This window comes from Acinetobacter sp. Tol 5 (genome assembly GCF_019702905.1).
In the GTDB taxonomy this organism is placed as follows: domain Bacteria; phylum Pseudomonadota; class Gammaproteobacteria; order Pseudomonadales; family Moraxellaceae; genus Acinetobacter; species Acinetobacter bereziniae.
This window is the reverse complement of sequence record NZ_AP024708.1, coordinates 4,088,921-4,111,730: the sequence shown is the minus strand read 5'-3', so window position 1 is coordinate 4,111,730 and position 22,810 is coordinate 4,088,921. Positions and strand designations below refer to the sequence as shown.

The 22,810-nt window shown below is 39.3% G+C and carries 25 protein-coding genes; 18 read left to right on the top strand and 7 right to left on the bottom strand.

From position 1 onward, the window contains the following. Window positions 1-2: 2 nt before the first annotated feature. The 10 genes from rpmD to TOL5_RS19035 all read left to right on the top strand — a co-directional run bounded on the left by rpmD (window position 3) and on the right by TOL5_RS19035 (window position 6,736). Complete coding sequence (gene rpmD, locus TOL5_RS19080) at window positions 3-179, top strand: 50S ribosomal protein L30 (RefSeq protein ID WP_004825182.1); 177 nt, start codon at window positions 3-5, stop codon at window positions 177-179. A gap of 3 nt (window positions 180-182) precedes the next feature. Further along, window positions 183-623, top strand: a complete 441-nt coding sequence (gene rplO / locus TOL5_RS19075; protein ID WP_004825179.1) for a 50S ribosomal protein L15 — start codon at window positions 183-185, stop codon at window positions 621-623. Window positions 624-668: 45 nt separating this feature from the next. After that, a complete protein-coding gene (gene secY / locus TOL5_RS19070) occupies window positions 669-1,988 on the top strand; it encodes a preprotein translocase subunit SecY (protein WP_171064902.1) in 1,320 nt (439 codons plus the stop codon). A gap of 21 nt (window positions 1,989-2,009) precedes the next feature. Continuing rightward, a complete protein-coding gene (gene rpmJ, locus TOL5_RS19065; RefSeq protein ID WP_000867907.1) occupies window positions 2,010-2,126 on the top strand; it encodes a 50S ribosomal protein L36 in 117 nt (38 codons plus the stop codon). Window positions 2,127-2,233: 107 nt separating this feature from the next. Then, complete coding sequence (gene rpsM / locus TOL5_RS19060) at window positions 2,234-2,590, top strand: 30S ribosomal protein S13 (RefSeq protein WP_004825176.1); 357 nt, start codon at window positions 2,234-2,236, stop codon at window positions 2,588-2,590. 19 nt (window positions 2,591-2,609) lie between these two features. Then, window positions 2,610-2,996, top strand: a complete 387-nt coding sequence (gene rpsK, locus TOL5_RS19055; protein ID WP_001040166.1) for a 30S ribosomal protein S11 — start codon at window positions 2,610-2,612, stop codon at window positions 2,994-2,996. A 12-nt stretch (window positions 2,997-3,008) separates the two neighbouring features. Beyond that, the gene (gene rpsD, locus TOL5_RS19050; protein WP_004825175.1) at window positions 3,009-3,632 is read left to right on the top strand and encodes a 30S ribosomal protein S4; all 624 of its coding nucleotides are present in this window, start codon (window positions 3,009-3,011) and stop codon (window positions 3,630-3,632) included. A 17-nt stretch (window positions 3,633-3,649) separates the two neighbouring features. Next, on the top strand, window positions 3,650-4,657 hold the full coding sequence (locus tag TOL5_RS19045) for a DNA-directed RNA polymerase subunit alpha (protein WP_004650465.1): 1,008 nt from the start codon (window positions 3,650-3,652) through the stop codon (window positions 4,655-4,657). A gap of 18 nt (window positions 4,658-4,675) precedes the next feature. Continuing rightward, complete coding sequence (gene rplQ / locus TOL5_RS19040; protein ID WP_004281488.1) at window positions 4,676-5,041, top strand: 50S ribosomal protein L17; 366 nt, start codon at window positions 4,676-4,678, stop codon at window positions 5,039-5,041. Window positions 5,042-5,242: 201 nt separating this feature from the next. Further along, window positions 5,243-6,736 (top strand): flavin-containing monooxygenase, encoded by a 1,494-nt coding sequence (locus TOL5_RS19035; protein ID WP_009586044.1) that lies wholly within the window; start codon window positions 5,243-5,245, stop codon window positions 6,734-6,736. 116 nt (window positions 6,737-6,852) lie between these two features. Here TOL5_RS19035 and TOL5_RS19030 read toward each other — a convergent pair whose 3' ends face one another. Further along, window positions 6,853-8,025 (bottom strand): acyl-CoA dehydrogenase family protein, encoded by a 1,173-nt coding sequence (locus tag TOL5_RS19030; RefSeq protein WP_151781203.1) that lies wholly within the window; start codon window positions 8,023-8,025, stop codon window positions 6,853-6,855. A 180-nt stretch (window positions 8,026-8,205) separates the two neighbouring features. Between TOL5_RS19030 and TOL5_RS19025 the strand changes: the two genes are divergently transcribed. From TOL5_RS19025 to TOL5_RS19000, 6 genes are all read left to right on the top strand, one after another. Further along, complete coding sequence (locus TOL5_RS19025; RefSeq protein ID WP_151781202.1) at window positions 8,206-8,463, top strand: succinate dehydrogenase assembly factor 2; 258 nt, start codon at window positions 8,206-8,208, stop codon at window positions 8,461-8,463. Next, a complete protein-coding gene (locus TOL5_RS19020) occupies window positions 8,456-8,854 on the top strand; it encodes a hypothetical protein (protein ID WP_009586036.1) in 399 nt (132 codons plus the stop codon). The genes TOL5_RS19025 and TOL5_RS19020 overlap by 8 nt, the downstream gene beginning before the upstream one ends. A gap of 202 nt (window positions 8,855-9,056) precedes the next feature. After that, entirely contained in the window at window positions 9,057-9,212 is a 156-nt protein-coding gene (locus TOL5_RS19015; RefSeq protein WP_004825168.1) for a hypothetical protein, read from the top strand. A gap of 216 nt (window positions 9,213-9,428) precedes the next feature. Beyond that, the gene (locus TOL5_RS19010; RefSeq protein ID WP_151781604.1) at window positions 9,429-10,517 is read left to right on the top strand and encodes a hypothetical protein; all 1,089 of its coding nucleotides are present in this window, start codon (window positions 9,429-9,431) and stop codon (window positions 10,515-10,517) included. Window positions 10,518-10,592: 75 nt separating this feature from the next. Continuing rightward, entirely contained in the window at window positions 10,593-11,171 is a 579-nt protein-coding gene (gene rrtA / locus TOL5_RS19005) for a rhombosortase (protein ID WP_151781603.1), read from the top strand. Window positions 11,172-11,498: 327 nt separating this feature from the next. After that, entirely contained in the window at window positions 11,499-13,697 is a 2,199-nt protein-coding gene (locus tag TOL5_RS19000) for a TRAP transporter large permease subunit (protein ID WP_004825161.1), read from the top strand. Between the two features lie 168 nt (window positions 13,698-13,865). Here TOL5_RS19000 and TOL5_RS18995 read toward each other — a convergent pair whose 3' ends face one another. Further along, on the bottom strand, window positions 13,866-14,645 hold the full coding sequence (locus TOL5_RS18995) for an AraC family transcriptional regulator (RefSeq protein ID WP_151781602.1): 780 nt from the start codon (window positions 14,643-14,645) through the stop codon (window positions 13,866-13,868). Between the two features lie 162 nt (window positions 14,646-14,807). Here TOL5_RS18995 and TOL5_RS18990 point away from each other — a divergent pair, with 162 nt between their 5' ends. Next, entirely contained in the window at window positions 14,808-15,728 is a 921-nt protein-coding gene (locus TOL5_RS18990) for a DMT family transporter (protein ID WP_139420091.1), read from the top strand. Between the two features lie 67 nt (window positions 15,729-15,795). Here the strand turns inward: TOL5_RS18990 and TOL5_RS18985 are convergent, their stop codons facing one another. The 4 genes from TOL5_RS18985 to TOL5_RS18970 form a co-directional block, all read right to left on the bottom strand. Beyond that, entirely contained in the window at window positions 15,796-16,230 is a 435-nt protein-coding gene (locus tag TOL5_RS18985) for a hypothetical protein (protein WP_009586049.1), read from the bottom strand. A gap of 15 nt (window positions 16,231-16,245) precedes the next feature. Continuing rightward, a complete protein-coding gene (locus tag TOL5_RS18980) occupies window positions 16,246-16,455 on the bottom strand; it encodes a YheV family putative zinc ribbon protein (RefSeq protein ID WP_171496526.1) in 210 nt (69 codons plus the stop codon). A 54-nt stretch (window positions 16,456-16,509) separates the two neighbouring features. Beyond that, window positions 16,510-18,537, bottom strand: coding sequence for a M3 family metallopeptidase (locus TOL5_RS18975; protein WP_042086946.1), 2,028 nt, complete (start codon window positions 18,535-18,537; stop codon window positions 16,510-16,512). Between the two features lie 92 nt (window positions 18,538-18,629). Then, window positions 18,630-19,256: a hypothetical protein gene (locus tag TOL5_RS18970; protein WP_042086944.1), complete on the bottom strand. Its 627-nt coding sequence runs from the start codon at window positions 19,254-19,256 to the stop codon at window positions 18,630-18,632. Between the two features lie 59 nt (window positions 19,257-19,315). Here TOL5_RS18970 and TOL5_RS18965 point away from each other — a divergent pair, with 59 nt between their 5' ends. Further along, window positions 19,316-20,122, top strand: a complete 807-nt coding sequence (locus TOL5_RS18965) for a barstar family protein (RefSeq protein WP_004825151.1) — start codon at window positions 19,316-19,318, stop codon at window positions 20,120-20,122. Between the two features lie 56 nt (window positions 20,123-20,178). Here TOL5_RS18965 and rnr read toward each other — a convergent pair whose 3' ends face one another. Next, on the bottom strand, window positions 20,179-22,623 hold the full coding sequence (rnr, locus tag TOL5_RS18960; protein WP_198114574.1) for a ribonuclease R: 2,445 nt from the start codon (window positions 22,621-22,623) through the stop codon (window positions 20,179-20,181). Window positions 22,624-22,810: the final 187 nt, after the last annotated feature.

Below are 22,810 nucleotides of genomic sequence, written 5' to 3'. Positions count from 1 at the left end.
TCATGAAAACGATTAAAGTTACCCAGACTAAATCTTCTTCGCATCGTTTGAAAAATCACAAACTTTGCCTACAAGGTTTAGGTCTGCGTCGTATTGGTCATACAGTAGAAGTGGTAGATACTCCTTCTAACCGTGGTATGATCAACAAAGTCTACTATATGGTTAGTGTAGAGGAATAAGCCATGACTCTGCGTTTAAATGAGCTTGCACCTGCTGAAGGTGCAAAACGTGAAAACCGTCGTTTAGGCCGTGGTATCGGTTCTGGCGTTGGTAAGACTGGTGGCCGTGGTGTCAAAGGTCAAAAATCACGTAAAAGCGGTGGCGTTCGTCCAGGCTTTGAAGGTGGTCAAACTGCGTTATATCGTCGTTTACCTAAATTCGGTTTCACAAGCCAATTGGCTTTGAAAACTGCTGAAGTACGTTTGTCTGAACTTGCTAAAGTTGAAGGTGATATCGTTTCACTTGAAACTTTGAAAGCTGCGAATGTAGTACGTAAAGATATGATACGTGCTCGTGTCGTTCTTTCTGGTGAAATCACTCGTGCATTCACTGTTCAAGGTGTTGCATTGACTAAAGGCGCTAAAGCTGCTGTTGAAGCTGCTGGCGGTAAAGTCGAGGAGTAATCGCGAGTGACTATGTCTCCTAGTTCTACAGGTCATGTTAACATGATGAAAGGTCAGCCATTTCACGTGAAATACCGTGAAATTATTCGCCGATTAATGTTCTTGATTGGCGCATTGGTGGTCTTTCGACTAGGAGCGCATATTCCGCTGCCAGGTATTGATAATGTTGCTCTAGAACGTTTTTTCAAAGCTAATGAAGGTACTTTCTTAGGTTTGTTTAATATGTTCTCGGGTGGAGCATTAGAACGAATGTCCATTCTTGCGTTAGGGATCATGCCATACATTTCTGCATCCATTATTGTGCAGTTAATGTCTACAGTGGTTCCTTCGTTAGAAGCATTGAAGAAAGAAGGCGAGCAAGGTAAGCGTAAGATCAATCAATATACGCGTTACGGCACTCTATTGCTTGCATTGGTTCAAGGTATCGGGATGTGTGCTGGTCTGATTAGTCAAGGGATTACTTTGACTTCTGGACTGGCTTTTTACGTTCCAGCACTAACATCGTTGGTTGCAGGTACTATGTTCCTGATGTGGTTAGGTGAGCAGATTACTGAACGTGGTGTCGGTAACGGTATCTCAATGATTATCTTTGCAGGTATTGTTGCTGGTTTACCGAACTTAGTGATTCAAGCATTTACTTCGGTAGATAATGGTCAATCCAGTCTTATTGGTTTGGCTGTATTTGGATTGCTATCAGTTGCTGTTTTAGCCGCAATTGTGTTTATTGAGAAAGCTCAACGTCGCATACCTGTAAACTATGCACAAAAACAGCAAGGTCGTCGTGTATTTACTGCACAGCAAACGCATTTGCCATTGAAAATCAACATGGCAGGGGTAATTCCAGCAATTTTCGCAAGTTCGTTATTGTTGTTCCCTGCAAGTTTAGGACAATGGTTAGGCAGTGCTGATCCAAATGCAGGAATTGTAAAACGTAGCCTACAAGATTTGGCATTGGTATTATCGCCTGGACAACCGTTGTATTTAGTGCTCTTCGGTGCGTTAATTATCTTTTTCTGTTATTTCTATACGGCGCTTGTATTTAGCCCGAAAGAAGTATCAGAGAACTTGAAACGCAGTGGAGCTTACGTACCTGGTATTCGCCCAGGTGAGCAAACTGCTCGTTACTTAGATCATATTCTTAATCGTTTGACGTTTATTGGTGCAATCTATATCACGGTCATCTGTTTAATGCCGATGATTTTACAAAGCTCTTTCGGTATTCCATTCCATTTGGGTGGTACCTCATTGCTTATCGTGGTTGTGGTTGTGATGGACTTTATGGCTCAGCTTCAAGCCCATCTCACTTCGCATCAATATGACAATCAATCGTTAATGAGAAAAACGACTGCTCATCCTAAGGGATAAGCGCACTTAGAAGGTTTCATCATGAAAGTACAAGCTTCTGTAAAGAAAATTTGTGGTAGCTGTAAAGTTATCCGTCGTAATGGGGTTATTCGCGTAATTTGCAGCGCAGAACCTCGTCATAAGCAGCGTCAAGGTTAATTTAATTAAGACCTGTTGATTTCAGTAGGCTAATTAGGTTATTATCCGCCCCTCAAGATTTTTGTGGGGCGGTTGATTATCTCTACTGCCTTTTTGGAGAAATTTGAATGGCTCGTATTGCCGGTGTAAACATTCCGGATAACAAGCATGCTGTTATCTCTCTCACGTATATTTTTGGTATTGGTCGCCACACTGCTAAGAGCATCTTAGCTGCTGCTGGTATTGCAACTACGACTAAAATCCGTGAATTAGATGACGCTCAGCTTGATGCGATTCGTGCTGAAGTTGCTAAGGTTCCTACCGAAGGTGACTTACGTCGCGAAATTTCCATGAACATTAAACGTTTAATGGATTTAGGCTGCTACCGCGGTCTTCGTCATCGTCGCAGCTTGCCTGTTCGTGGACAACGCACCAAAACTAACGCACGTACCCGTAAAGGTCCGCGCAAACCTATTAAGAAATAAGATTTCTGGAAGCTAAAAGATGGCTAAAGATACTCGCACACGCAAGAAGGTCACCCGTACCGTCTCTGAAGGTGTTGCACACATTCACGCTTCTTTTAATAACACCATTGTTACGATTACTGATCGTCAAGGTAATGCATTGGCTTGGGCTACTTCAGGTGGACAAGGCTTCCGTGGATCACGTAAATCAACTCCGTTTGCTGCTCAGGTAGCTGCTGAAGTTGCTGGTAAAGCTGCTTTAGATTACGGTTTGAAAAACTTGGACGTCCTTGTTAAAGGTCCTGGTCCAGGTCGTGAATCTGCGGTTCGTGCATTAGGTGCAGTGGGTTATAAAATTAACAGCATTACCGATGTGACTCCGATTCCGCACAACGGTTGCCGTCCACCTAAAAAACGTCGCGTGTAAGGAGAAACATTCATGGCTCGTTATATTGGTCCAAAATGCAAACTCTCTCGCCGCGAAGGGACAGACCTGCAATTAAAATCTGGCGTTAAACCTTTTGACGTCAAAACAAAAAAATCTGCTAAAGCTCCTGGTCAACATGGCCAAAGCCGTGCTAAACAATCTGAGTATTCACTACAATTACGTGAAAAACAAAAAGTACGTCGTATGTACGGTGTTTTAGAGCGTCAATTTAGTAATTACTACAAAGAAGCTGCTCGTGTTAAAGGCGCAACTGGTGAAAACTTGTTGAAATTGCTTGAAAGCCGCCTCGATAACGTTGTTTATCGCATGGGTTTTGGTTCTACACGTGCAGAAGCTCGTCAGCTGGTATCTCACCGTTCAATCACTTTAAATGGTCGTCGTGTTAACATCGCGTCTATCCAAGTTAAAGCGGGTGACGTGATTGCAGTTCACGAAAGCGCTAAACAACAATTACGTATCAAAAACGCAATTGAATTAGCTGCTCAACGTGGCACAGCTGCTTGGATTGACGTAGATCATTCAAAACTTGAAGGTACATTTAAAGCTGCACCTGATCGTTCTGATTTACCTGCTGAAATCAACGAAAGCTTGATTGTAGAATTGTATTCTAAATAATCCTTGAGGTAGCAATAATGACGCGTACTGCAAACGAGTTTCTAACTCCGCAAGCGATCAAGGTCGAAGCGGCAAGCGGGACCTCGGCAAAAGTGATTCTTGAACCATTAGAGCGTGGCTTCGGTCATACTCTTGGTAATGCTTTACGTCGCATCCTATTGTCTTCTTTACCTGGCGCTGCTGTGGTAGAAGTTGAAATAGAGGGTGTCGAGCACGAGTACAGTACTTTAGAAGGCTTGCAGCAGGACATCGTCGAGCTCTTGCTGAACCTAAAAGGATTGTCTATTAAGCTGTTCGATCAAAACGAAGCATATTTAACATTGGAAAAGCAAGGTCCTGGCGATGTAACTGCTGCTGATCTTCGCTTACCGCATAATGTTGAAGTGGTTAACCCTGAACATTTGATCGGTACTTTAAGTGCTTCAGGCTCATTAAAAATGCGCTTGAAAGTTTCTCAAGGTCGTGGTTATGAAACTTCTGACTCACGTTTCCCTGAAGGTGAAACGCGTCCTGTAGGTCGTCTACAGTTAGATGCTTCTTATAGCCCAATCAAACGTGTGTCTTACACAGTTGAAAACGCTCGTGTGGAACAACGTACTGACCTTGATAAGCTGATCATTGATCTTGAAACAAATGGAACAGTAGATCCTGAAGAAGCGATCCGCAAAGCGGCAACAATCTTGCAACAACAAATTGCAATTTTTGTTGATCTTCAGAAAGATCAAGCTCCAGTTGCTCAAGAGCCACGTGAAGAAGTTGATCCAATCTTGCTTCGTCCAGTTGATGATCTAGAGCTTACTGTTCGTTCTGCTAACTGTTTGAAAGCAGAAAATATTTACTACATTGGTGATCTAGTACAGCGTACTGAGGTTGAGTTGCTTAAAACTCCTAACCTTGGTAAGAAATCGCTTACTGAGATCAAAGATGTTCTGGCTTCTAAGGGCTTACAGCTCGGCATGCGTTTAGAGAACTGGCCACCAGCTAGTCTCCGTATGGACGATCGTTTCGCCTATCGTAGCCGTTAATTAAGTAGGACTATCACCATGCGTCATCGTAATAGTGGTGTGAAATTAGGCCGTACCAGCAGCCATCGTAAAGCGATGTTCCAAAACATGGCGAATTCTTTGTTTGAGCACGAGTTAATCAAAACGACTGTGCCTAAAGCAAAAGAGTTACGTCGTGTAGCTGAGCCTTTAATCACTTTAGCTAAAAACGATACTGTAGCAAACCGTCGTTTAGCGTTTGCTCGTACTCGTTCAGCAGCAACAGTTGGTAAATTATTTACCGTTCTTGGCCCTCGTTACAAAGAACGTAACGGCGGTTATCTACGTGTTCTTAAAGCTGGTTTCCGTGCAGGTGATGCTGCGCCGATGGCTTATGTAGAGCTTGTGGATCGTGAAGTAAACTAATTACTTACGTCATAGAACAATCGGTTGTTCGAAAAAGGTCGGTGTCTCACCGACCTTTTTTTGTGCCTGTATTGTTAGACAATTTTTTAAATTTGTCCTCAATTGACATAAATTTCGTCAGAAAAATTCAAACTTGACATTGCGTATTGTCAAATTTATGCTTTAATAAAAATGTACTCTTAAAAAGGTTATAAAAAGAACATGGAAAAGCAAGTTGATATTCTTATCGTTGGCGCAGGTATCTCTGGTATCGGTGTTGCTGCACATCTTTCTAAAAACTCGCCACAACGTTCATTTGAAATTATTGAACGTCGTGCAAGCTTCGGTGGTACGTGGGATTTATTTAAATATCCTGGTATTCGCTCTGACTCAGATATGTCTACATTTGGTTTTAATTTTAAACCATGGCAAAAAGCCAATGTATTAGCTGATGGCGCATCAATCAAAGGTTATGTTGCAGAAGTTGTTGAAGAGTTTAAGTTAAAAGATAAAATTCATTTTAATCATCGTGTGCGTACTGCAAATTATGATTCTTCAATTAAAAAATGGATTGTAGAAATTGAAGATGAAAATCAAAAATTACAAACTTGGGTCGCAAACTTCGTAGTTGGCTGTACAGGTTATTATAATTACGATCAAGGGTATCAACCCGACTATCCAGGTAAAAATGATTTTAAAGGTGAATTCGTTAATCCACAATTTTGGCCAGAAAACTTAGATTACACAGGTAAAAAAGTAGTGATTATTGGTAGTGGGGCAACTGCCATTACTTTAGTTCCTGCAATGGCTAAAGGTGGAGCAGGTCATGTGACCATGTTACAACGCTCACCGACTTATGTTGCGTCTATTCCATCAATTGATTTTGTTTATGACAAGATGCGTAAAGTTTTACCAGAAGATATTGCCTATAAATTGACTCGCGCACGTAACATTGGCATTCAACGTGGTTTATATGCTTTGGCACAGAGCCAACCAAAAATTGTTAGAAGTTTTTTACTGAATCGAATTGAACGTCAGTTAAAAGGCTCAACAACAGATATTAAGCATTTTACACCTAGTTATAATCCTTGGGATCAACGTCTATGTGTTGTTCCAGACAGTGATTTATTTAAAACCTTACGTTCGGGTAAAGCCAGTGTGGAAACCGATCATATAGAAAGAATCACTGAAACAGGTATTCAGCTCAAGTCTGGTAAGCATTTAGATGCAGACATCATTGTTTCAGCAACAGGTTTAGAAATTCAAATTTTAGGTGGTATTAAAGCTACTATTGATAATAAGCCAATGAATACTTCTCAACATATGTTGTATCAGGGTGTGATGGTCAGCGATGTGCCAAACATGGCGATGATTATTGGTTATATCAACGCATCATGGACATTGAAAGTTGATATTGCAGCAGAATATATCTGTCGTCTGGTCAATTATATGGACAAGAAAGGCTATGATGAAGTGATTCCTCAAGGTGATGCAACAGAGTTAATGGAAGATACTGTGATGGGTAGCTTAAGCTCGGGCTATATCGCACGTGCTGCGGATGTTATGCCAAAACAAGGTAAACATGCGCCTTGGAAAGTGACCAATAATTATCTTGCAGATCGTAAAGAGCTTAAAAATGCCAAGTTTGATGATGGGGTTTTAAAGTTTCACAAACGGGAAGCGCAAGCAGCAAAAAAGCCTAAACTGGTTTCCTAATTTAATTTGGAAATAAAAAGGAGCGTAAGCTCCTTTTTTATGTGATGATAAAATTTAATTATAAAAAGCTTGGCTATAGAAAAAGGAGCCGAAGCTCCTTGATTAGAACATTTCAATTATAAGGAGCGTGAAATGAGTTCTTTCATAATTTCATTGGTTCCTGCATAAATCCGATTTGCACGATTATCAATATATGCACGAGCAATTGGATATTCCATCATATAACCATAGCCACCATGCAATTGTAGACATTCATCGACAACATTTGAAAATAGTTCAGAAATTTTATATTTTGCCGCTGCTGCAGCATCGACCCCTAAGCTTCCTTGAAGTTGTAATTCCATACAACGATCAAGATAAGCACGGCAGAAATCAATTTCTGTGCGCATTTCTGCAAGTTTGAAACGGGTATTCTGAAATGCACCAATCGGTTTACCAAAGGCTTTACGGTCTTTGGTATATTGAACGGTATGCGCCAGTGCGGCTTCTGCACCCGCCTGACAAATAATTGCCACCAACATACGTTCCCAAGCCAACTCTTTCATGAGCATGATGAAGCCCATACCTTCCATACCCAAAAGGTTTTTTTTCGGGACTCGCACATCTTCAAAGAACAATTCACAAGTGTCTTGACCTTTCATCCCAATTTTATTGAGGGGTTTGCCTTTGGTAAATCCAGCACGGTCTGCTTCAACGATAATTAAGGATAGGTTTGCCGAACCTTTATCAGAATTGCCTGTTTTACAGACCACAATTGCCATATCACAAAGATAACCATTGGTAATAAAGATCTTAGAACCATTGATGACATATTCATCACCATCCAGAACGGCTGTAGTGCGAACACCTTGCAAGTCAGATCCAGTACCCGGTTCAGTCATTGCAATTGCAGTGACGGTTTCACCAGATGCCATTTTAGGCAACCAATGTTTCTTTTGCGCTTCATTACCAAAATTATTGATATAGTTGGCAACGATATCTGAATGTAGAGAAAAGCCAGTTGAAGAATCCATCGCATAGGCTTGTTCTTCAATTAAGATCATGCTGTATAGGCGATCAACTCCATAACCACCATATTCTTCAGGCATGGTTGCACAAAGTAAACCCAGTTCACCAGCCTTATTCCACAAGTCACGGTCGACATGTTGTTGTTGCTCATACTTTGCAATATTCGGTACAACTTCTTTTTCATAAAATTTTCGTACAGTTTCACGAAAAGCCTCGTGATCTGAATTAAATAATTGGCGTGGCAACATATTGCTTAGAGGTCGAATTGCACCTGATTGCATTTTTATAATATCCATATGAGTTTTAGTGAGTTGAAATTAGGTGAAATGTCGAATTGCCGCAATGAGATGAATGCTCAAAACTTATTTTTAAATGATGAATTTGGTCATTTCAAAGAATTTAGCGCGAAATTAATGTTGAATAAGGTAAACTAAGCCAGAACTGAATCATTGGGGTAAAAAATGTCAGAAGAAATGAGTTTAGAAGAGCGTAAGGTGATTTATCGCGCACGTCGTGGTCTAAAAGAGATTGATGTTTATTTTGACCCTTATGTAAAACAATATTACTTACAAGCGGATGCACAAGAAAAAGCCTTATTTAAAGAATTGGTTGATCAAGAAGATCCAGACCTACTCGATTGGTTTATGGAGGTTTCTGAACCACCACGTTCAGAGTTAAGAGTATTGATCAATAAGTTAAAACATTATGTTCATGGCTGAATCAAGTCAACATCAGCGATATGAATTAAGACCCAGTCGGATTGCACTGGGTTTTCAGCTTTTATGCCTAGCATTGATGTTTATTCTGTGGCTGAAAATTTTGAATATTTGGTTGTGTTTGTTGTTACTGTTGTTGGGATTACTCAGTTTAAAATGGTTGAGAAAACATCGGCAGGTAAAAAGTTTGGCACAATTGGATTTAGCTGAATGGGTGATTCAATATACGGATTTACAACAAGCACAGCATGTGCAGATCAAACACATGATTGATCATAGTTTTTATGTTGTGGTGTATTTTAATGAAAAAAAACATGCAAATTTGATTATTTGGCAGGATCAAATGAGTATTTTGGCGTGGAAATCTTTGAAATCTCGGGTCAAACTTCAATAATTGTCTAACAAATATAAATTTTTAAAGTTAAATTTAATCCTGATAAAACAATTTCTTAATTAAAAAAATGGCAATCTAGTTCACATTGTTAGACCAAAAGGATAAAAAATTGTGCAATTCAGCAATTGTCTGACAATTATCTCTTCAAAAACATACTTCTACCTGTAAATTAAAAATACCAACAGCGAGGAGGAATTTCCAAATGGGTGAAATTCATACGTTTTGGTTCTTAGTGGTTGCAATCATGCTTGCAATTATATTTGGAAGACTAGGAACTATGCTGAGGGAACAGATTGAAAAGGCTCACGATAACAAAGTTAACGCGAGTAAGTTTAAAACCAATAAGCTCTCTCAATAGAGTTTACCTTTTAATAAGTAGCATGTGCTGAACCGTCGCAATGCTACTTTTTTTTGCCTAAAATTTCTATAAAAAAAAGATCAGGTCAATTGAATACACAAGGAAGTCTGTCAAATTGTTCAGATAGAATTAGAGCAATTACTCTTTTATTCAGAGAATGCATCTGATATTGTTATTTAAAAAGGATATAAACACAATTATATAGAGGACAGGAGTATGTCTAAGGCCCGTAAATTTGGTCAATTGATGCTGACCGCTGTGATTGCTTCGTCTGTATTATCAGGATGCTCATATGTCGTTAAATCAGGTGCCAATGTTGCACTTGGATTTAGTGAAAAGCATATCGTTCCACCAATTTTGGCGGGAAATGATACTGATATGGCGTGTAACTCTGGCAATGCATTAACTCCAGCAATCATGGCAACTAAAGATATGGGGGCAGATCCAACCCGTATGGCAGTATTACTCTATTCCGCTGCGGGAATGTGTGCAGAAAATCGCGCCTTGGATGCTGAACTCAGATATTTACGTGCTTCCAAAGACGGTAAAGTCACAGAAGCGCAAGATGCGCGTGTAGAACAAAAGCGCTGGGCAGCATTGGCAGCAGAACGCCAATACACGGGTTATCAGTTATTTGCAGAACGTTGGCAAGCCAAATATAAATATACCTTGGGTGACTCTTGTCCAACCATGCGTAAGGACTTAGATCAAACCATCTATCTCATTGGTTTACTGAGTGGCTTGCAGGCTATGACCAATGATATTAACTCTGGCGGTGCAGTGAATGTGCCTAAAGATATTGCTGCAATTGTTGAACGTGGTATGACATGTTTAGACAATAACAAATTCTGGGGTGCGCCAATGGCGACCCGTGCTGTAATTTGGATCTTGTTACCAGGTGCAGGAGATGGTAAGCCAGATCCGACACAAACCTTACAACAATCTATGCAAATTGCAGAACAAAAAGGCGTTCGTTTGGCATTTGCAATGAATGCTGTGGCTGCACAAGCCAGCGGTGATGACACAAAATTGCGATCTGCGTTAAAAGCTTATGCTGCATCTCGTGCTGATGATAAGCCTGTTAACCCTGAATTTAGATTGTTAGATGGTATGGCTGGTCAGATGATCCAAGGTATCGCAGATCGTTACTGGACTGAAAATACAGGTGTACGTGCGCCAGATGATGGTATGTCTACTTTCTGGGATGAACAAGCTTCCTCTGGTGATGACGAGTTATTCAATGACTTACCTGCGCCAACAGAAGATCCTGCTCCATCTACAGAAGAACCCGCAAATAATCCATAACATTCATTTTCTTTCTAATGAATAGATTGGTTAGAATCAAAGAAGAGCAATAGCTCTTCTTTTTTATGGTGTCGTATGGTCCAACAGAAGCATAATGAGAATTTTTGGTTTATTGGTTTAAACATCACTTTTTTTGCAGTTCTTCAGCTTTTTCAAAATGCCTTGATTTATCAATCAGACTTATTTCTGACTCAACCTTGGCGTTGGTGGACAGGGCATTGGGTACATGTGGGATGGATTCATTATGGCTTAAATGTGTTGGCTTTGGCATGTCTCCCTTTGCTATTTCCCAACATTCAACAAAAAGTCTTAATTTTATTATTGCTGGTTTTATCACCTTTACTCAGTCTTTGTTTCTATCTATTTTATCCTCAGATTTTCGCTTATGCAGGCTTGTCGGGTGTTTTGCATGGTTTATTTATTTTTTGTGCAATTGTGAGTTTGCAACAACCACAGGAACGTAAATTTGCTGTATTACTACTCTTACTCATCCTTGGAAAAATAGCTTGGGAATATCACTTTGGCGCTCTACAAACAGAACAATTGATTGGTCATCCTGTATTGACGCAGGCTCATTTACTAGGTGTCATTTTTGGCTGTATTTGTTCAATTTTAACTTTGGTTTTTCATTTTAATGTTTTAAAGAATAAGTAATATTGTAAGGGGAGACAAAAATATTAACTTCTTACAATTGATTAATTTTGATCTGCTTTTGTTCTTGATTCTTCAGGCATTCAGCGTATTTTAGTAAGAATAATAGATAAACACTGATTTTTTCTCATATTAAATTATAAATTTAGAGGTGAGTTGACAAAAAGGTCGCCAAAAAAATTAATCTTTGTCATGTTTTTTCTAGGAAAATTACGGCAAATTTAAGATGTACCGATAGGAATGGGTATTGGTAAAGGATTTTACCTCTGACCTAATAATAAAGATAAGTTATGCAAGCAATTGCATAGTGGTTTTAAAACTGGAATAACAATGCAAGAACCTGTAAATAATAGATCGGGATTAGGTCTACTCAGTTATCTCTGGAATGAGTGGTTCTCAACCTTTTCCATCCTTATTCTACTCCTGCTGACCTTGATTATTGGGACAGGGGATATGATCCATGGGCAAATGCTCCGTTTAGGCGAACGCCTGTATGGAGACGAAAAAATAGGAATGCAATATTCCTTTTTACGTGCCGAACCAAAACAACCTTCATGTGATCGCAATCTAGACATCGATAAGCTGGTAAAAGAAAAAATGCAACAGGAAGCCAGTGATCCTGATGCTGCGTTTTTCGGGTTAACACCTGAGGCGGATGTCCGAGCGTCATTTGTTTCAGCCCAGACTGATTGTGAACAAAAATATGCGTTCTATGATAAGTCAATGAAGCATATGGAAGATCATCCATCCATTCGTACTTATCGTTCAATGGAAACGGGCTTTTTCTGGATATTGAAATGGGGCTCTGAACATCGCGTCCTGATTTTAATTTTGATGGTAGTGATTGCTGCAATCACAGCATCATTAAAAATGCATCATATTGGTTTACGCCCTGCACGAACCAAACTTGATTTTAAAGTTTATAACGTTGCAATGGTGCTTGGTAATGCATTGCTCAGTTTCTCGGTAATTAGCCAGTATCGTTCCGTACAAAACTCAGGTGTAGAATCTACACTGGAAACCATCGGTGTCTACTGGTTGTGGATGATTCTATTTACCGTCCTCACCGTGATTAGCCTGTATAAATTATTCCGCACACCTGAAACAGCCGAAGAAGGTGGGAATTTTGGACTAGCACTGCTCAGCATTCCTTTATATGCCTTCATGGCGATTGTAACGGGTATTGCCTTTACATTCTTTATGGACTATCCAATGGGACAAGGGATTTACCTTGGCTTATTGACTGAGTTCTCTAATATCTTCCTGAACTTAGCGCTGTTCATTTGGGCGGGGATGTTACTGACTCAAACCCGAGTCATGGACTTGTTCTTGGCGATTTTACGCCCTTGGAACTTGGCGCCAGAAACATTGACTTGGATCATTTTGATTGGTGCTGCAATTCCTACAGCCTATACTGGCGCATCGGGTATCTTCGTTGTTGCCGCGGGTGCGATCATCTATAAAGAAGTATGGAATTCTGGTGCACGCCGTCAATATGCATTGGCTGTTTCAGCAATGTCAGGTTCATTGGGTGTGGTATTACGTCCATGTCTGTTGGTGATTTTAATTTCGATGCTTGATAGCCGCCATGTCACTTCTGATGAGTTATTTGATCACGGTATCTATGTATTCTGGTTAACTGCATTTATTTTCCTTGGGGTGTCATTGTTCCTTGCAGAGAATAAATTCCGCATTAACTCACCAAAAGTTGCAGTTCCAGGTATGTTGCGCGCATTTTTACCTGTGATCCCATATATTTTGATTGTTGCAGTTGTGATCGGCTTCTATAAGTTCGGTTTAGACACGCAAATGGATGAGTTTACTGCACCTGTTATTCTTCCAATCATGCTGTTGGCATTTATCTTGTTTGATAAATTATTTGGCAATAAATTACCAATTCCAGAAAATCCGAATAAAGCACTTGCGCTGGAACATGAAAAGAATTCAGAGTACTTACGTGAGCATGGAGATACCGCAGAAACTAAGCGTGGTTTCCGCAGTGCGATTCGTTTTGCGACTTCTGAGAGTGTAGGACATATTGGTGCGCTGATTATCCTGATGGCATTGTCTGCGAGTGTGGGTGGTTTGATTGAGCGTAGCGAAATCGTGACCATGGTTCCAACGCATCTGGGCAGTATCTTGGTAACGCTTGGCTTTATGGCGTTATTGCTTGCAATGATCGGGATGACAACAGATCCATTCGGTGCGGTGATTCTGGTTGCTGCAACGATTGCGCCAGTTGCATTTGATAATGGTATCCATCCAATCCACTTCTGGATGATTGTATTGGTTGCATTCGAGTTCGGTTATGTGACGCCACCAGTTGCACTGAATCATTTGCTGACGAGGCTCTCTGTGGGCGATGCTGAAGTCGCCGCCGCTGACGCTGAAGCGAAAGCAAAATATACCAGCTTCTACTATCGTTATGAGCGTTGGATCTTACCAATCGTGGTCTTGTTCTCTGCCTTAATGATCGTGACCTATGCACCTTACTTATTTAATCTATTTGATTGGTATAGTGCGAAGTAATGACCACAATTAAAAAGCGCCTTAGGGCGCTTTTTTTGATGGTATGTTTTATGTGGAGAAATTACAGCTTTTAAGTGTTGATATATTTGAGCAAAAAAGTTAAAGCGAACATTTATAAATAGCTGTAGTTGATATGTCGATGATTGTGCTAAAACTTGATGACCGTGTTTAGAGTGAGTCAGACTGAAATTGTTGAATATATTCACTGGGCGTTAAACTGGTCTCTCGTTTAAACATGGCACTAAAAGCACTTGCACTGTCATAACCTAAATCTAAAGCAACATTGAAAATTGACTTATTCATTGCGAGATCAATCATTGCTTGCATCAAGCGGGCTTGGCGAACCCAATGACTAAAATGCATTTGGGTTTCTTTTTGAAAATGTCGTGTAAGGGTTTTGGGGCTGATATGCAAAAGTGCTGCGGCATGCGCTAAGCTCCAATCCTGAGCCAGATCATTTTTAATAGCAACGCAGAGTTTTTGCAGTTTAATATTTTGCGGTTCGGGTAAGTTAAAAGGCAGTACATTTAGTAGAGCCACTTCATCTAAAATCAACTCAAGTAATCGCTGCTCTCGAGTGTGTGGCTGAATTGGGCTTTGAATCTGCATGGCATGACGAATCAACTCTTTGAGCAGGGGAGAAATACTCACGACACGACAATGATTCACCAATTGATCACGTGCATCAGGCTCGATAAATACGCCATAGGCTTGTACATCACCACTGATGTGCAAGGCATGAAGCTGATAGGCAGGAATCCATACACCACGTCCAGGAGGTGTAACCCAAGTTCCCTCTGTGGTTTGTACTCGAATTACACCCGTAAGCGTATGAATGAGCTGAACTCGATCATGGCTGTGCCAATCTTCTACATGACCGTGACTATAGTTTTCAGTAAATGCATATACAGGATAATCTAAAAATCCATGATCGTAATTATTGCCCAACGACCTACCTCCATATTTGAATGTTTGGTTTTATTTTCAACATGACCCTGTGCCTATCATAAATAAAATGTCCTTTTCTCGATAATTTTTGTCATTTTGTCGTACAAACTCGAAATCAATATTTTTTAACATGATTGCTTCTTTCTGTATAGGCAGAAGCTTATGTTCCAAAAAGCATATTTCTATCCCTTGTTTGCCATTTTGTTTTGGGCTGGAAATGTCATTGTGTCCAAAATGGCGAGCCATGCAATTTCACCGATAGCGATTACATTTTATCGTTTGGTCTTTGCATTGGCTGTGATGAGTACTTTTGTTCTGATTCCGACATGGAAAAATCGTAAAGTCATTGCTCAATATTGGAAGCACTTGGCTTTAGGTGGTTTTCTATCAGTCTCATTATTTCAGTTTTTATCTTATCAGGCTGCTGCTACCACGACCGCAACCAATATGTCGATTGTCACAGCGCTGATTCCCTTATTGACAATTATTTTAAGTACTTGGATTTTAAAAGATCAGGTGAGTTATGGTTTGGTGATTGGGGGCTTATTGTCTTTTTATGGTATTTTGTACTTATTGAGTCATGGACATATTGCTCAGGTGTTTACTCAAGGTATGCATCTTGGTGATGCATTAATGCTTATTGCATCAATCGGTTATGCGCTATATGGCGTTCTGTTAAAGCGTTGGAAAATGCCGATCCCTGCGTGGCAAGCAAATTTTGTGATGTCTACTTTTGCAATCCTATATGTTTTACCTTTTTTCATTTTTTTACCTGCTTCTCAAATGCAGTTGAATCAACACACCATTCCTTTAATTTTATATGCCAGCATTTTCTCGTCTATTTTGTTGTCTTATTTATGGATTGAGGGGGTAAGGCATTTAGGACCGAATAAGAATAGTATTTTTATGAATTTATTGCCGATTTTTACTGCTTTAATTGCAGTGGCGTTGCTCGGAGAACAGCTACAAGTTTTCCATTTGGTTGGTGGTGGTCTGACATTGTGTGGAATTTTATTGGCACAAATGATGCAAAAACCGATTCAATGGGGCAAACGAAATAAACAGTCACTCGACTCACTTTAAATGTATTTTATTGACCATAAAAAAGCCTAAACAGTGTGTTTGTTTAGGCTTTTATGAATCCACCACTTTATTGTTTTTGAGCAGCAAGTTGTTGTTCTAATATTTTAATTTGCTCTTCTTTCAACTTAATCAATTGATCTGCATCCGCATGTTGAGAGGTGAGGTTCTGCTGTTGATCATCCAATTGTTTTTGAATGTCTTCTAACTTGGCAACTTCCTCTTTTGCCAAACTGGCATTCTCTGGGACTTTATCTTTTAAAATCGTTTCGTTGACTAATTCCACATTGGTTGCAGAAGTGCTTTGCTCAGCGGGCTGTGCGGTAACTGGAGCAGTTTCTGGTACTTTTTTGGCAGGTGCAGTTTGATGAATTTGCTCATTATTTTGTGCCGTTTCAGATGAATGATTCAACCAGAAAAAACCTGCAATTAATAAAATAACCGCTATTAAGCCACCTGCAATGATCCACATTAATTTTGAATTATTTCTTTCTTCTACATACATTTTATAAGATCCAATTTATTTTGAAGAGCGAGGCTTGAATTGAATCACCCCAATTTCATCAGGTATGGTTGGCTCTTCAGGCGCATCTACATGAGTAGGGCGATTTTCAGAGTAACGACACTCGATACATTCAATCCATTCAGCATCGCCTTGGGTGAGCATTACAATACGATCCATCGCTTCACATTTCGGACATTTTGCACCAGCAATGAAACGACGTTTAATATTCATACACCCACCACACTTTAAACAATTTTGACCGTTAGTTTAAGCGTTTTTTTAGCTATTCGTCCAACCTTGATGACGCAATAATGCATCTATTTTTGGCTCACGACCACGGAAATTGATAAATGCGTCAAGTGCTGTATCTTTTCCGCCAACTGCAAGAATTGCCTTACGAAATTCTTGTCCAGTCTGGGTGTTAAAAACACCTTCATTTTCAAAACGGTCAAAAGCATCACTGGCTAAAACTTCAGCCCATTTGTAGGAATAATAGCCTGCAGCATAACCTCCTGCAAAAATATGACTGAACCCATTTTGGAAACGGTTATAAGGTGCAGTCGCTAACACTGCATATTTATGTCGAATATCATCTAAAGTCGCTTGGATCTGTTCTGCATTCAGTGCAGGAGTGAGCTTGTGAATGGTTAAGTCAAATAAAGCAAATTCGATTTGACGTAACGTTTGCATACCTGATTGGAAGAAACGTGCATCCAACAATGCTTTAAGCAGGTGATCGGGCAGTGTATCTTTAGATTCGATATGTTCACTGATTAAAGCTAAACTTTCACGGTCCCAAGTCCAAAACTCCATAAATTGACTTGGTAATTCAACTGCATCCCAAGCCACACCGTGTGTTCCTGCAACTGCGATATTATCCACTTCGGTTAACATGTGATGTAAGCCATGACCAAACTCATGGAATAAGGTATTCACTTCATCATGTGTTAATAACGCAGGTTGATTACCTACAGGAGGGGTGAAATTTCCAACCATATAGCAAATTGGTTTTTGTAAACCTGTTTCGGTTTGCATACGTGACCGGAAGCCACTCATCCATGCACCACCACGTTTACCATTGCGGGCATAAAGGTCAAAATAGAATCCACCTATTACAGTCCCTTGATCTTCTAGCTCATAGTAGTGTGCATCTTTATGCCAAAGTGGAGCTTCACGCTCAATCACTTGGATACCATACAAGCGTTTTACAATATTGAATAAGCCTTGAATGACTTTAGGTGCAGGAAAGTAAGGTTTTAAATCTTCTTGAGAAAGATTGAACTGTTGAACTTTAAGTTTCTCAGAATAATAGGTACTGTCCCAGGCTTTCAGTTCATCGATACCATCTTGTTGGGCGATGGCTTTGAGTTCATCAACTTCTTTTAATGCTGGAGTGCGCGCATGTTCTGCTAAATCCACAAGAAATTGATCTACAGTGGCAACATCGGGTGCCATTTTTGATGCAAGTGAATATTCAGCATAATTGTCAAAACCTAAAAGCTTTGCCATCTCCTGACGTAAGCTCAGGATTTCAACCATGACCGGCGCATTGTCAAACTGTGTGTCAATTGCTTGATCAGATGCACGTGTTACGTAGGCATGGTAAAGCTCTTCACGCAAAGCCCGATCATCAGCATAGGTCATGATCGCCAAATAGGATGGAATATCTAAAGTAGCAACAGGTTGGTCTAACTCACGTTGCTGTCCATATTGTTTGAGCAATTCGATGCTACTTTGCGGTAAACCTTTTAACTGTTCTGTCGTTAAAACTTTACTATATGCTTGGGTCGAGTCTAAAACATGATTTGAAAAGTCTGACGAGAGTTGTGATAGACGTGCTGAAATTTCAGCATAGCGTTTTTTGGCTTGACCTTCTAAAGCGACACCTGAAAGCTTAAAGTCTCGAAGCGCGAGTTTAATTGCACTCTGTTGAGCTGCTGATAAGTCAGCAAAAATACTATTGTCATAGACATTTTGATAGGTCTGGAACAAAGCAACATGTTGACCAAGCTGAGTGTAGTATTCGCTGAGGCTTGGTAATAAGGCTTGATACACTTCGCGTGTTTCGGCATTGTTCATGACCGCATTGAGGTGTGACAAAATTCCCCAAGATTCACTCATGTTGTTTTCAAGTGTATCTACCGTTTCAATCACTTTAAGTTGTTGCTGAATCGTTTCAGGAACTTGAGTCAATTCATTTAAAAAGTTTTGACCATTTTGAATGGCTTGTTCAATATTGTGTTGAAGTTGATCTAAGGTGATTTGATCAAATTGGGGGATAGGCAAAGTTGCCTTTTCTAATGTCATATGCTTTATGCCATATCAATTCTAAAGTTATAGATAGATGTAGGGCTTTTAAGTGGCGAAATCAAGGTATAACAATAAAATTAACACAGTGCTTAGTCTAACTGTTTGGTTTTGATGTTGTATTCAAAAGGTACAGAAAACGGTCCAGCATCGAAACTAATGCCTAAAATATCTTTGTTCAGATAAAAACCATCTGCTTTTTTTAGATCAATGATCTTTCGATCTTCTGCATAGTCTCGATATAGATATTGCAGATCTGCGCTGTCACAATTCTCAGCGATTGCTGATTTTTGTTGCTCAATACATGGATCAAGTTGTTTGGCAATTTCGCTTGAAATTTGACTTGCGGACAATTGATATTTTTTGAGTATTTGTGGCAAAGTCACGAATTGTTTCTTTTTTAAATCGATCACATAGTATTTTTCACGATAATAACTTCGACCACCTTCAATCTCTAAATGGATATGAATACTTAAATAATCGTGATCTTGATAAACCTGCTCTGAATTAAAATCAATTCGAGACGTTTCATCTGCTAAAAGTTCTTGCTGGATCTGTTGATTGATTTTTTCAAAGTCTTTGCCTTGGATAAAAGGAATAGTTCCTGAAAAGTTTGTGTATTTTGAAGGAATCGTTTGAGTTTTAAAGGTGATGGTTTCAGCAGAAGCTACACAGCTGAGCAATTGTATTGATAGGAACAGTATATTTTTAATTTTCATAGTGTTATTACTAGAGTTATTTGAGTTGCTATGGATAGATTATAAAACAAGGAAAATCCATGATGGTACAAGAAAAGTATTTATTAAAAGTAGTAAGTTTTGATCCAGACCAAGAGCCAGAAGAGCAACACATTTATTTGATAGAGGTTTATGAATTTGAATTAACAGGAAATAAAATTATTTTTAAAAATTGCATAAATTCTAAAATGTTAGTTGAAATGGATGAGCTGCATTTACTGAAAAGACGTAGAAAAATAGACCATCTTTCCTTTGTTTTGATGTATGAATTGAGTGTGGGTGATAAAGAATTTTCTAACGATTTACAATTTTCTTATGAGTTTAATTATACGAATTCTGACCTGATCGTTTATGACTTTACTCATGATGGGGATGAAGAATACGAGGAGCCATCATTAAATGAAAAAACTGCATTTTTCTTAAAACAAAATCAATTTTTAAAAAAATATGCTGAAAATAAAGTATTTATAAAACAATGGTTTCGGTTGAATGAGTTTGAAAAAGATTGTTGGTTAAAAGTTGCTTATAAAGTTAATTGCAATCAACACATAAATGAAAACATTTCAAAAGTTAGCCATATTATTTTAGATGGAAACTACATACATTCGGAAAGTGATCTTTATTGTTATATTGGGGAACAAGTTTGTGGTATTTTGGGTTATATGGGATATAGCACATCAGCTTTAAGTGATTGTTTAACAGAAGAAAATTTAAGACCTATTTGTAGACCATTAAATATTACTTGGAAGAATTTTAAAAGTTCCGAGCTGAATTTTAATTGCCTTGATGATTTAAATTATTTGGTTGAGCTACTCAAAGAGGATGCCATTTTAAAAATTCAAATTTAAAACTCTAATTATAAAAAAAGAGAGCCGAAGCTCTCTGATTTTACAGTAAGTCAAAATTACTCAGACTTTGCTTTCGCATTCGACTTTTTCTTTTTTACCTTTTTCTTCACTTTATCTTTAGTCTTTGCTTCAGACTTTGTTGAAGTACTTTTTCCAGATTTTTTACTGTAAGAGCTGGGTTTTCCTTTGGCTTTTTTCTTTCGAATGGGGCGTTCTCCATCTTCACTGACATTTGAACGATCAGATTCAGATTTAGCCTTGTTTGGACGCTCAGAGAAAACCTCTTCTTTTGCTGTTGGTTTTGCCACACGTGGAGCACGACTGCGAATTGCACGACCTGCATGAGACAGTTGTTGCAACAACTCAAAATCAATCTTGCGCTCATCCAGATTGACGCCAGCAACCTTAATCTTCACTTCATCACCTAGACCAAAAACTTGTCCACGGTTCTGTCCAATTAAAGTTTGACTCATTTGATCGTAAACAAAATAGTCATCGCCTAACTGACTCACATGCACCATACCATCGACATACAAGTCTTTTAAGGTGATGAATAATCCAAACTCAGCCGTTGCGCTGATTACACCAACAAACTCTTCACCCAAATGCTGTTGCATATAGTGACATTTCAACCATGAAGTAACAGAACGAGAAGCTTCATCTGCACGACGTTCAGTTGCAGAGAAATGTTCACCTGCATCTTCTAACGCTGCACCTGAAAGTGGATACTTTTTATTGGTTAAACTGGCTTTAATGGCACGATGAAGGAGTAGGTCAGGGTAGCGACGAATTGGTGAGGTAAAATGAGTATATGCTTCATAAGCCAAACCATAGTGACCTACATTTTTTGGTCCATAATAAGCTTGCATCATTGAACGTAACAACACTGCATGGATACTTGGCGCATCAATACGATCTTTGGTCGCTTCAATAACAGCTTGATAGTCCGCCTGTGTCGGCTGATCAGGGAATTTAAGACCAAGTAATTTGACAAAGTCTTTGACTTTTTGAATGCGTGAAAACTCTGGTGCTTCATGCACACGGTACAGCATAGGGACTTCATTTTTTAAACAATATTCTGCTGCTGCAACGTTGGCGAGCAACATACATTCTTCAATCAATTTATGTGCAACATTTCGAGTGCGCGGTAAAATCTCTTTAATTCCACCTAATTCATCAAAGGTCATATACGTTTCAACGGTTTCAAATTCCATTGCATGACGCTGTGCACGTAAACCTTTTAATGTTTCATATAATTGGTAAAGTGTATTGACAGATTTACGCACATCACGATCTTCAGGAATCGCATTGCTGTCGCCATCTAAGTATTGTGCAACTTGAGTGTATGTCAATCTTGCTTTTGAATGCATCACCGATGGGTAGAATTCAAATTTAGTTACCCGACCTGCACGGCTGAGATTTAAATCACAGACCATACATAAACGATCAACGTGTGGATTTAAAGAACATAACCCATTTGATAACGCTTCAGGCAACATCGGCAATACATAGTGAGGGAAATATACGGATGTACCACGCTCTTGTGCTTCATCATCTAAAGGTTGACCGATTCGCACATAATGGCTGACATCGGCAATAGCCACGACTACACGATAACCACCACCTGCACGCTTTTCAGCATAAACGGCATCATCAAAATCGCGAGCATCTTCACCATCAATGGTGACTAAAGGTAAATCACGTAAATCTATACGTCCTTGTCGATCTTTTGCTGAAGGTTCTTTATAAGCTTCAGCCTCTTTGATGACTTCTTCTGGGAATTCATAAGGTAAACCATATTCTAAAATGGTTTGTGGGATGATAATTTCAGTATCTGCTTTATCCGCCATGGACTGAATCACATGACCTGTCGCAAATTCGTCCCGAGTAGGATAGTCATCAATTTCTACACGTAAAGCATCACCCACTTTGGCTTTGGCATGCTCAATGAGTTCTTTTTCTAAGGTAATGGGTTGGTGTGCATTAGGATTGGCAGGTTGTATAAAGTACTCACCATCAAATTCTGCAACTTTACCAATCAATTGCTTCACTCGGCGTTGAGTCACTTCGGTGATATATCCCCAAGCTTTACCTTTACGGTCTACAGAGGTTTGCTGAACTTTTACTCGGTCACCATGAAAGACTTGGCGTAATTCACGCTCAGGTAGCAGGTATTCATCTTTTTTACCATCCAGACTGGCAACCCCTAAGCCTTTTGCATTGACATAAACTGTGGCATCAAGGGTCGGTTGATCTGCCATGAGTTGATACTTAAAACCATCTTTCATCAACTGACCATCACGTACCATTGCACTTAAACGATGGCTTAAAGCATCTATACTTTTTTGATCGACAATTTCAAACAGTTCTACAAGATCGGCATGTGATAATGCTTCTTGTTTTTGCTCAATGATTTCTAAGATCAGTGTACGACTTGGAATGGGATTGTCGTAACGCTCAGCTTCAGCTTTGGCTTCAGGATCGACCCAATTTTTCATGATGTATTTGGTTTCTAGTCAGAAGATAGGATTAGCATAAGACATACCGTGCAATACTGCACGTAATTGATTGCAATATTGTGTTTTTAATTTGGTTTTTTTAGAAATTGGGCATGTTTTTTAAGATGATGAATATTTTGCAGCATAAAAAAACAACAAAATGATGAAAAACGCTTAAAAAGTATTTAAT

Excerpts from the sequence above, each read along its gene's own strand:
- rpmD (WP_004825182.1), top strand. The coding sequence starts at position 3 with ATGAAAACGATTAAAGTTACCCAGACTAAATCTTCTTCGCATCGTTTG.
- rplO (WP_004825179.1), top strand. The coding sequence starts at position 183 with ATGACTCTGCGTTTAAATGAGCTTGCACCTGCTGAAGGTGCAAAACGT.
- secY (WP_171064902.1), top strand. The coding sequence starts at position 669 with ATGAAAGGTCAGCCATTTCACGTGAAATACCGTGAAATTATTCGCCGA.
- rpmJ (WP_000867907.1), top strand. The coding sequence starts at position 2,010 with ATGAAAGTACAAGCTTCTGTAAAGAAAATTTGTGGTAGCTGTAAAGTT.
- rpsM (WP_004825176.1), top strand. The coding sequence starts at position 2,234 with ATGGCTCGTATTGCCGGTGTAAACATTCCGGATAACAAGCATGCTGTT.
- rpsK (WP_001040166.1), top strand. The coding sequence starts at position 2,610 with ATGGCTAAAGATACTCGCACACGCAAGAAGGTCACCCGTACCGTCTCT.
- rpsD (WP_004825175.1), top strand. The coding sequence starts at position 3,009 with ATGGCTCGTTATATTGGTCCAAAATGCAAACTCTCTCGCCGCGAAGGG.
- TOL5_RS19045 (WP_004650465.1), top strand. The coding sequence starts at position 3,650 with ATGACGCGTACTGCAAACGAGTTTCTAACTCCGCAAGCGATCAAGGTC.
- rplQ (WP_004281488.1), top strand. The coding sequence starts at position 4,676 with ATGCGTCATCGTAATAGTGGTGTGAAATTAGGCCGTACCAGCAGCCAT.
- TOL5_RS19035 (WP_009586044.1), top strand. The coding sequence starts at position 5,243 with ATGGAAAAGCAAGTTGATATTCTTATCGTTGGCGCAGGTATCTCTGGT.
- TOL5_RS19030 (WP_151781203.1), bottom strand. The coding sequence starts at position 8,025 with ATGCAATCAGGTGCAATTCGACCTCTAAGCAATATGTTGCCACGCCAA.
- TOL5_RS19025 (WP_151781202.1), top strand. The coding sequence starts at position 8,206 with ATGTCAGAAGAAATGAGTTTAGAAGAGCGTAAGGTGATTTATCGCGCA.
- TOL5_RS19020 (WP_009586036.1), top strand. The coding sequence starts at position 8,456 with ATGGCTGAATCAAGTCAACATCAGCGATATGAATTAAGACCCAGTCGG.
- TOL5_RS19015 (WP_004825168.1), top strand. The coding sequence starts at position 9,057 with ATGGGTGAAATTCATACGTTTTGGTTCTTAGTGGTTGCAATCATGCTT.
- TOL5_RS19010 (WP_151781604.1), top strand. The coding sequence starts at position 9,429 with ATGTCTAAGGCCCGTAAATTTGGTCAATTGATGCTGACCGCTGTGATT.
- rrtA (WP_151781603.1), top strand. The coding sequence starts at position 10,593 with ATGGTCCAACAGAAGCATAATGAGAATTTTTGGTTTATTGGTTTAAAC.
- TOL5_RS19000 (WP_004825161.1), top strand. The coding sequence starts at position 11,499 with ATGCAAGAACCTGTAAATAATAGATCGGGATTAGGTCTACTCAGTTAT.
- TOL5_RS18990 (WP_139420091.1), top strand. The coding sequence starts at position 14,808 with ATGTTCCAAAAAGCATATTTCTATCCCTTGTTTGCCATTTTGTTTTGG.
- TOL5_RS18985 (WP_009586049.1), bottom strand. The coding sequence starts at position 16,230 with ATGTATGTAGAAGAAAGAAATAATTCAAAATTAATGTGGATCATTGCA.
- TOL5_RS18975 (WP_042086946.1), bottom strand. The coding sequence starts at position 18,537 with ATGACATTAGAAAAGGCAACTTTGCCTATCCCCCAATTTGATCAAATC.
- TOL5_RS18970 (WP_042086944.1), bottom strand. The coding sequence starts at position 19,256 with ATGAAAATTAAAAATATACTGTTCCTATCAATACAATTGCTCAGCTGT.
- TOL5_RS18965 (WP_004825151.1), top strand. The coding sequence starts at position 19,316 with ATGATGGTACAAGAAAAGTATTTATTAAAAGTAGTAAGTTTTGATCCA.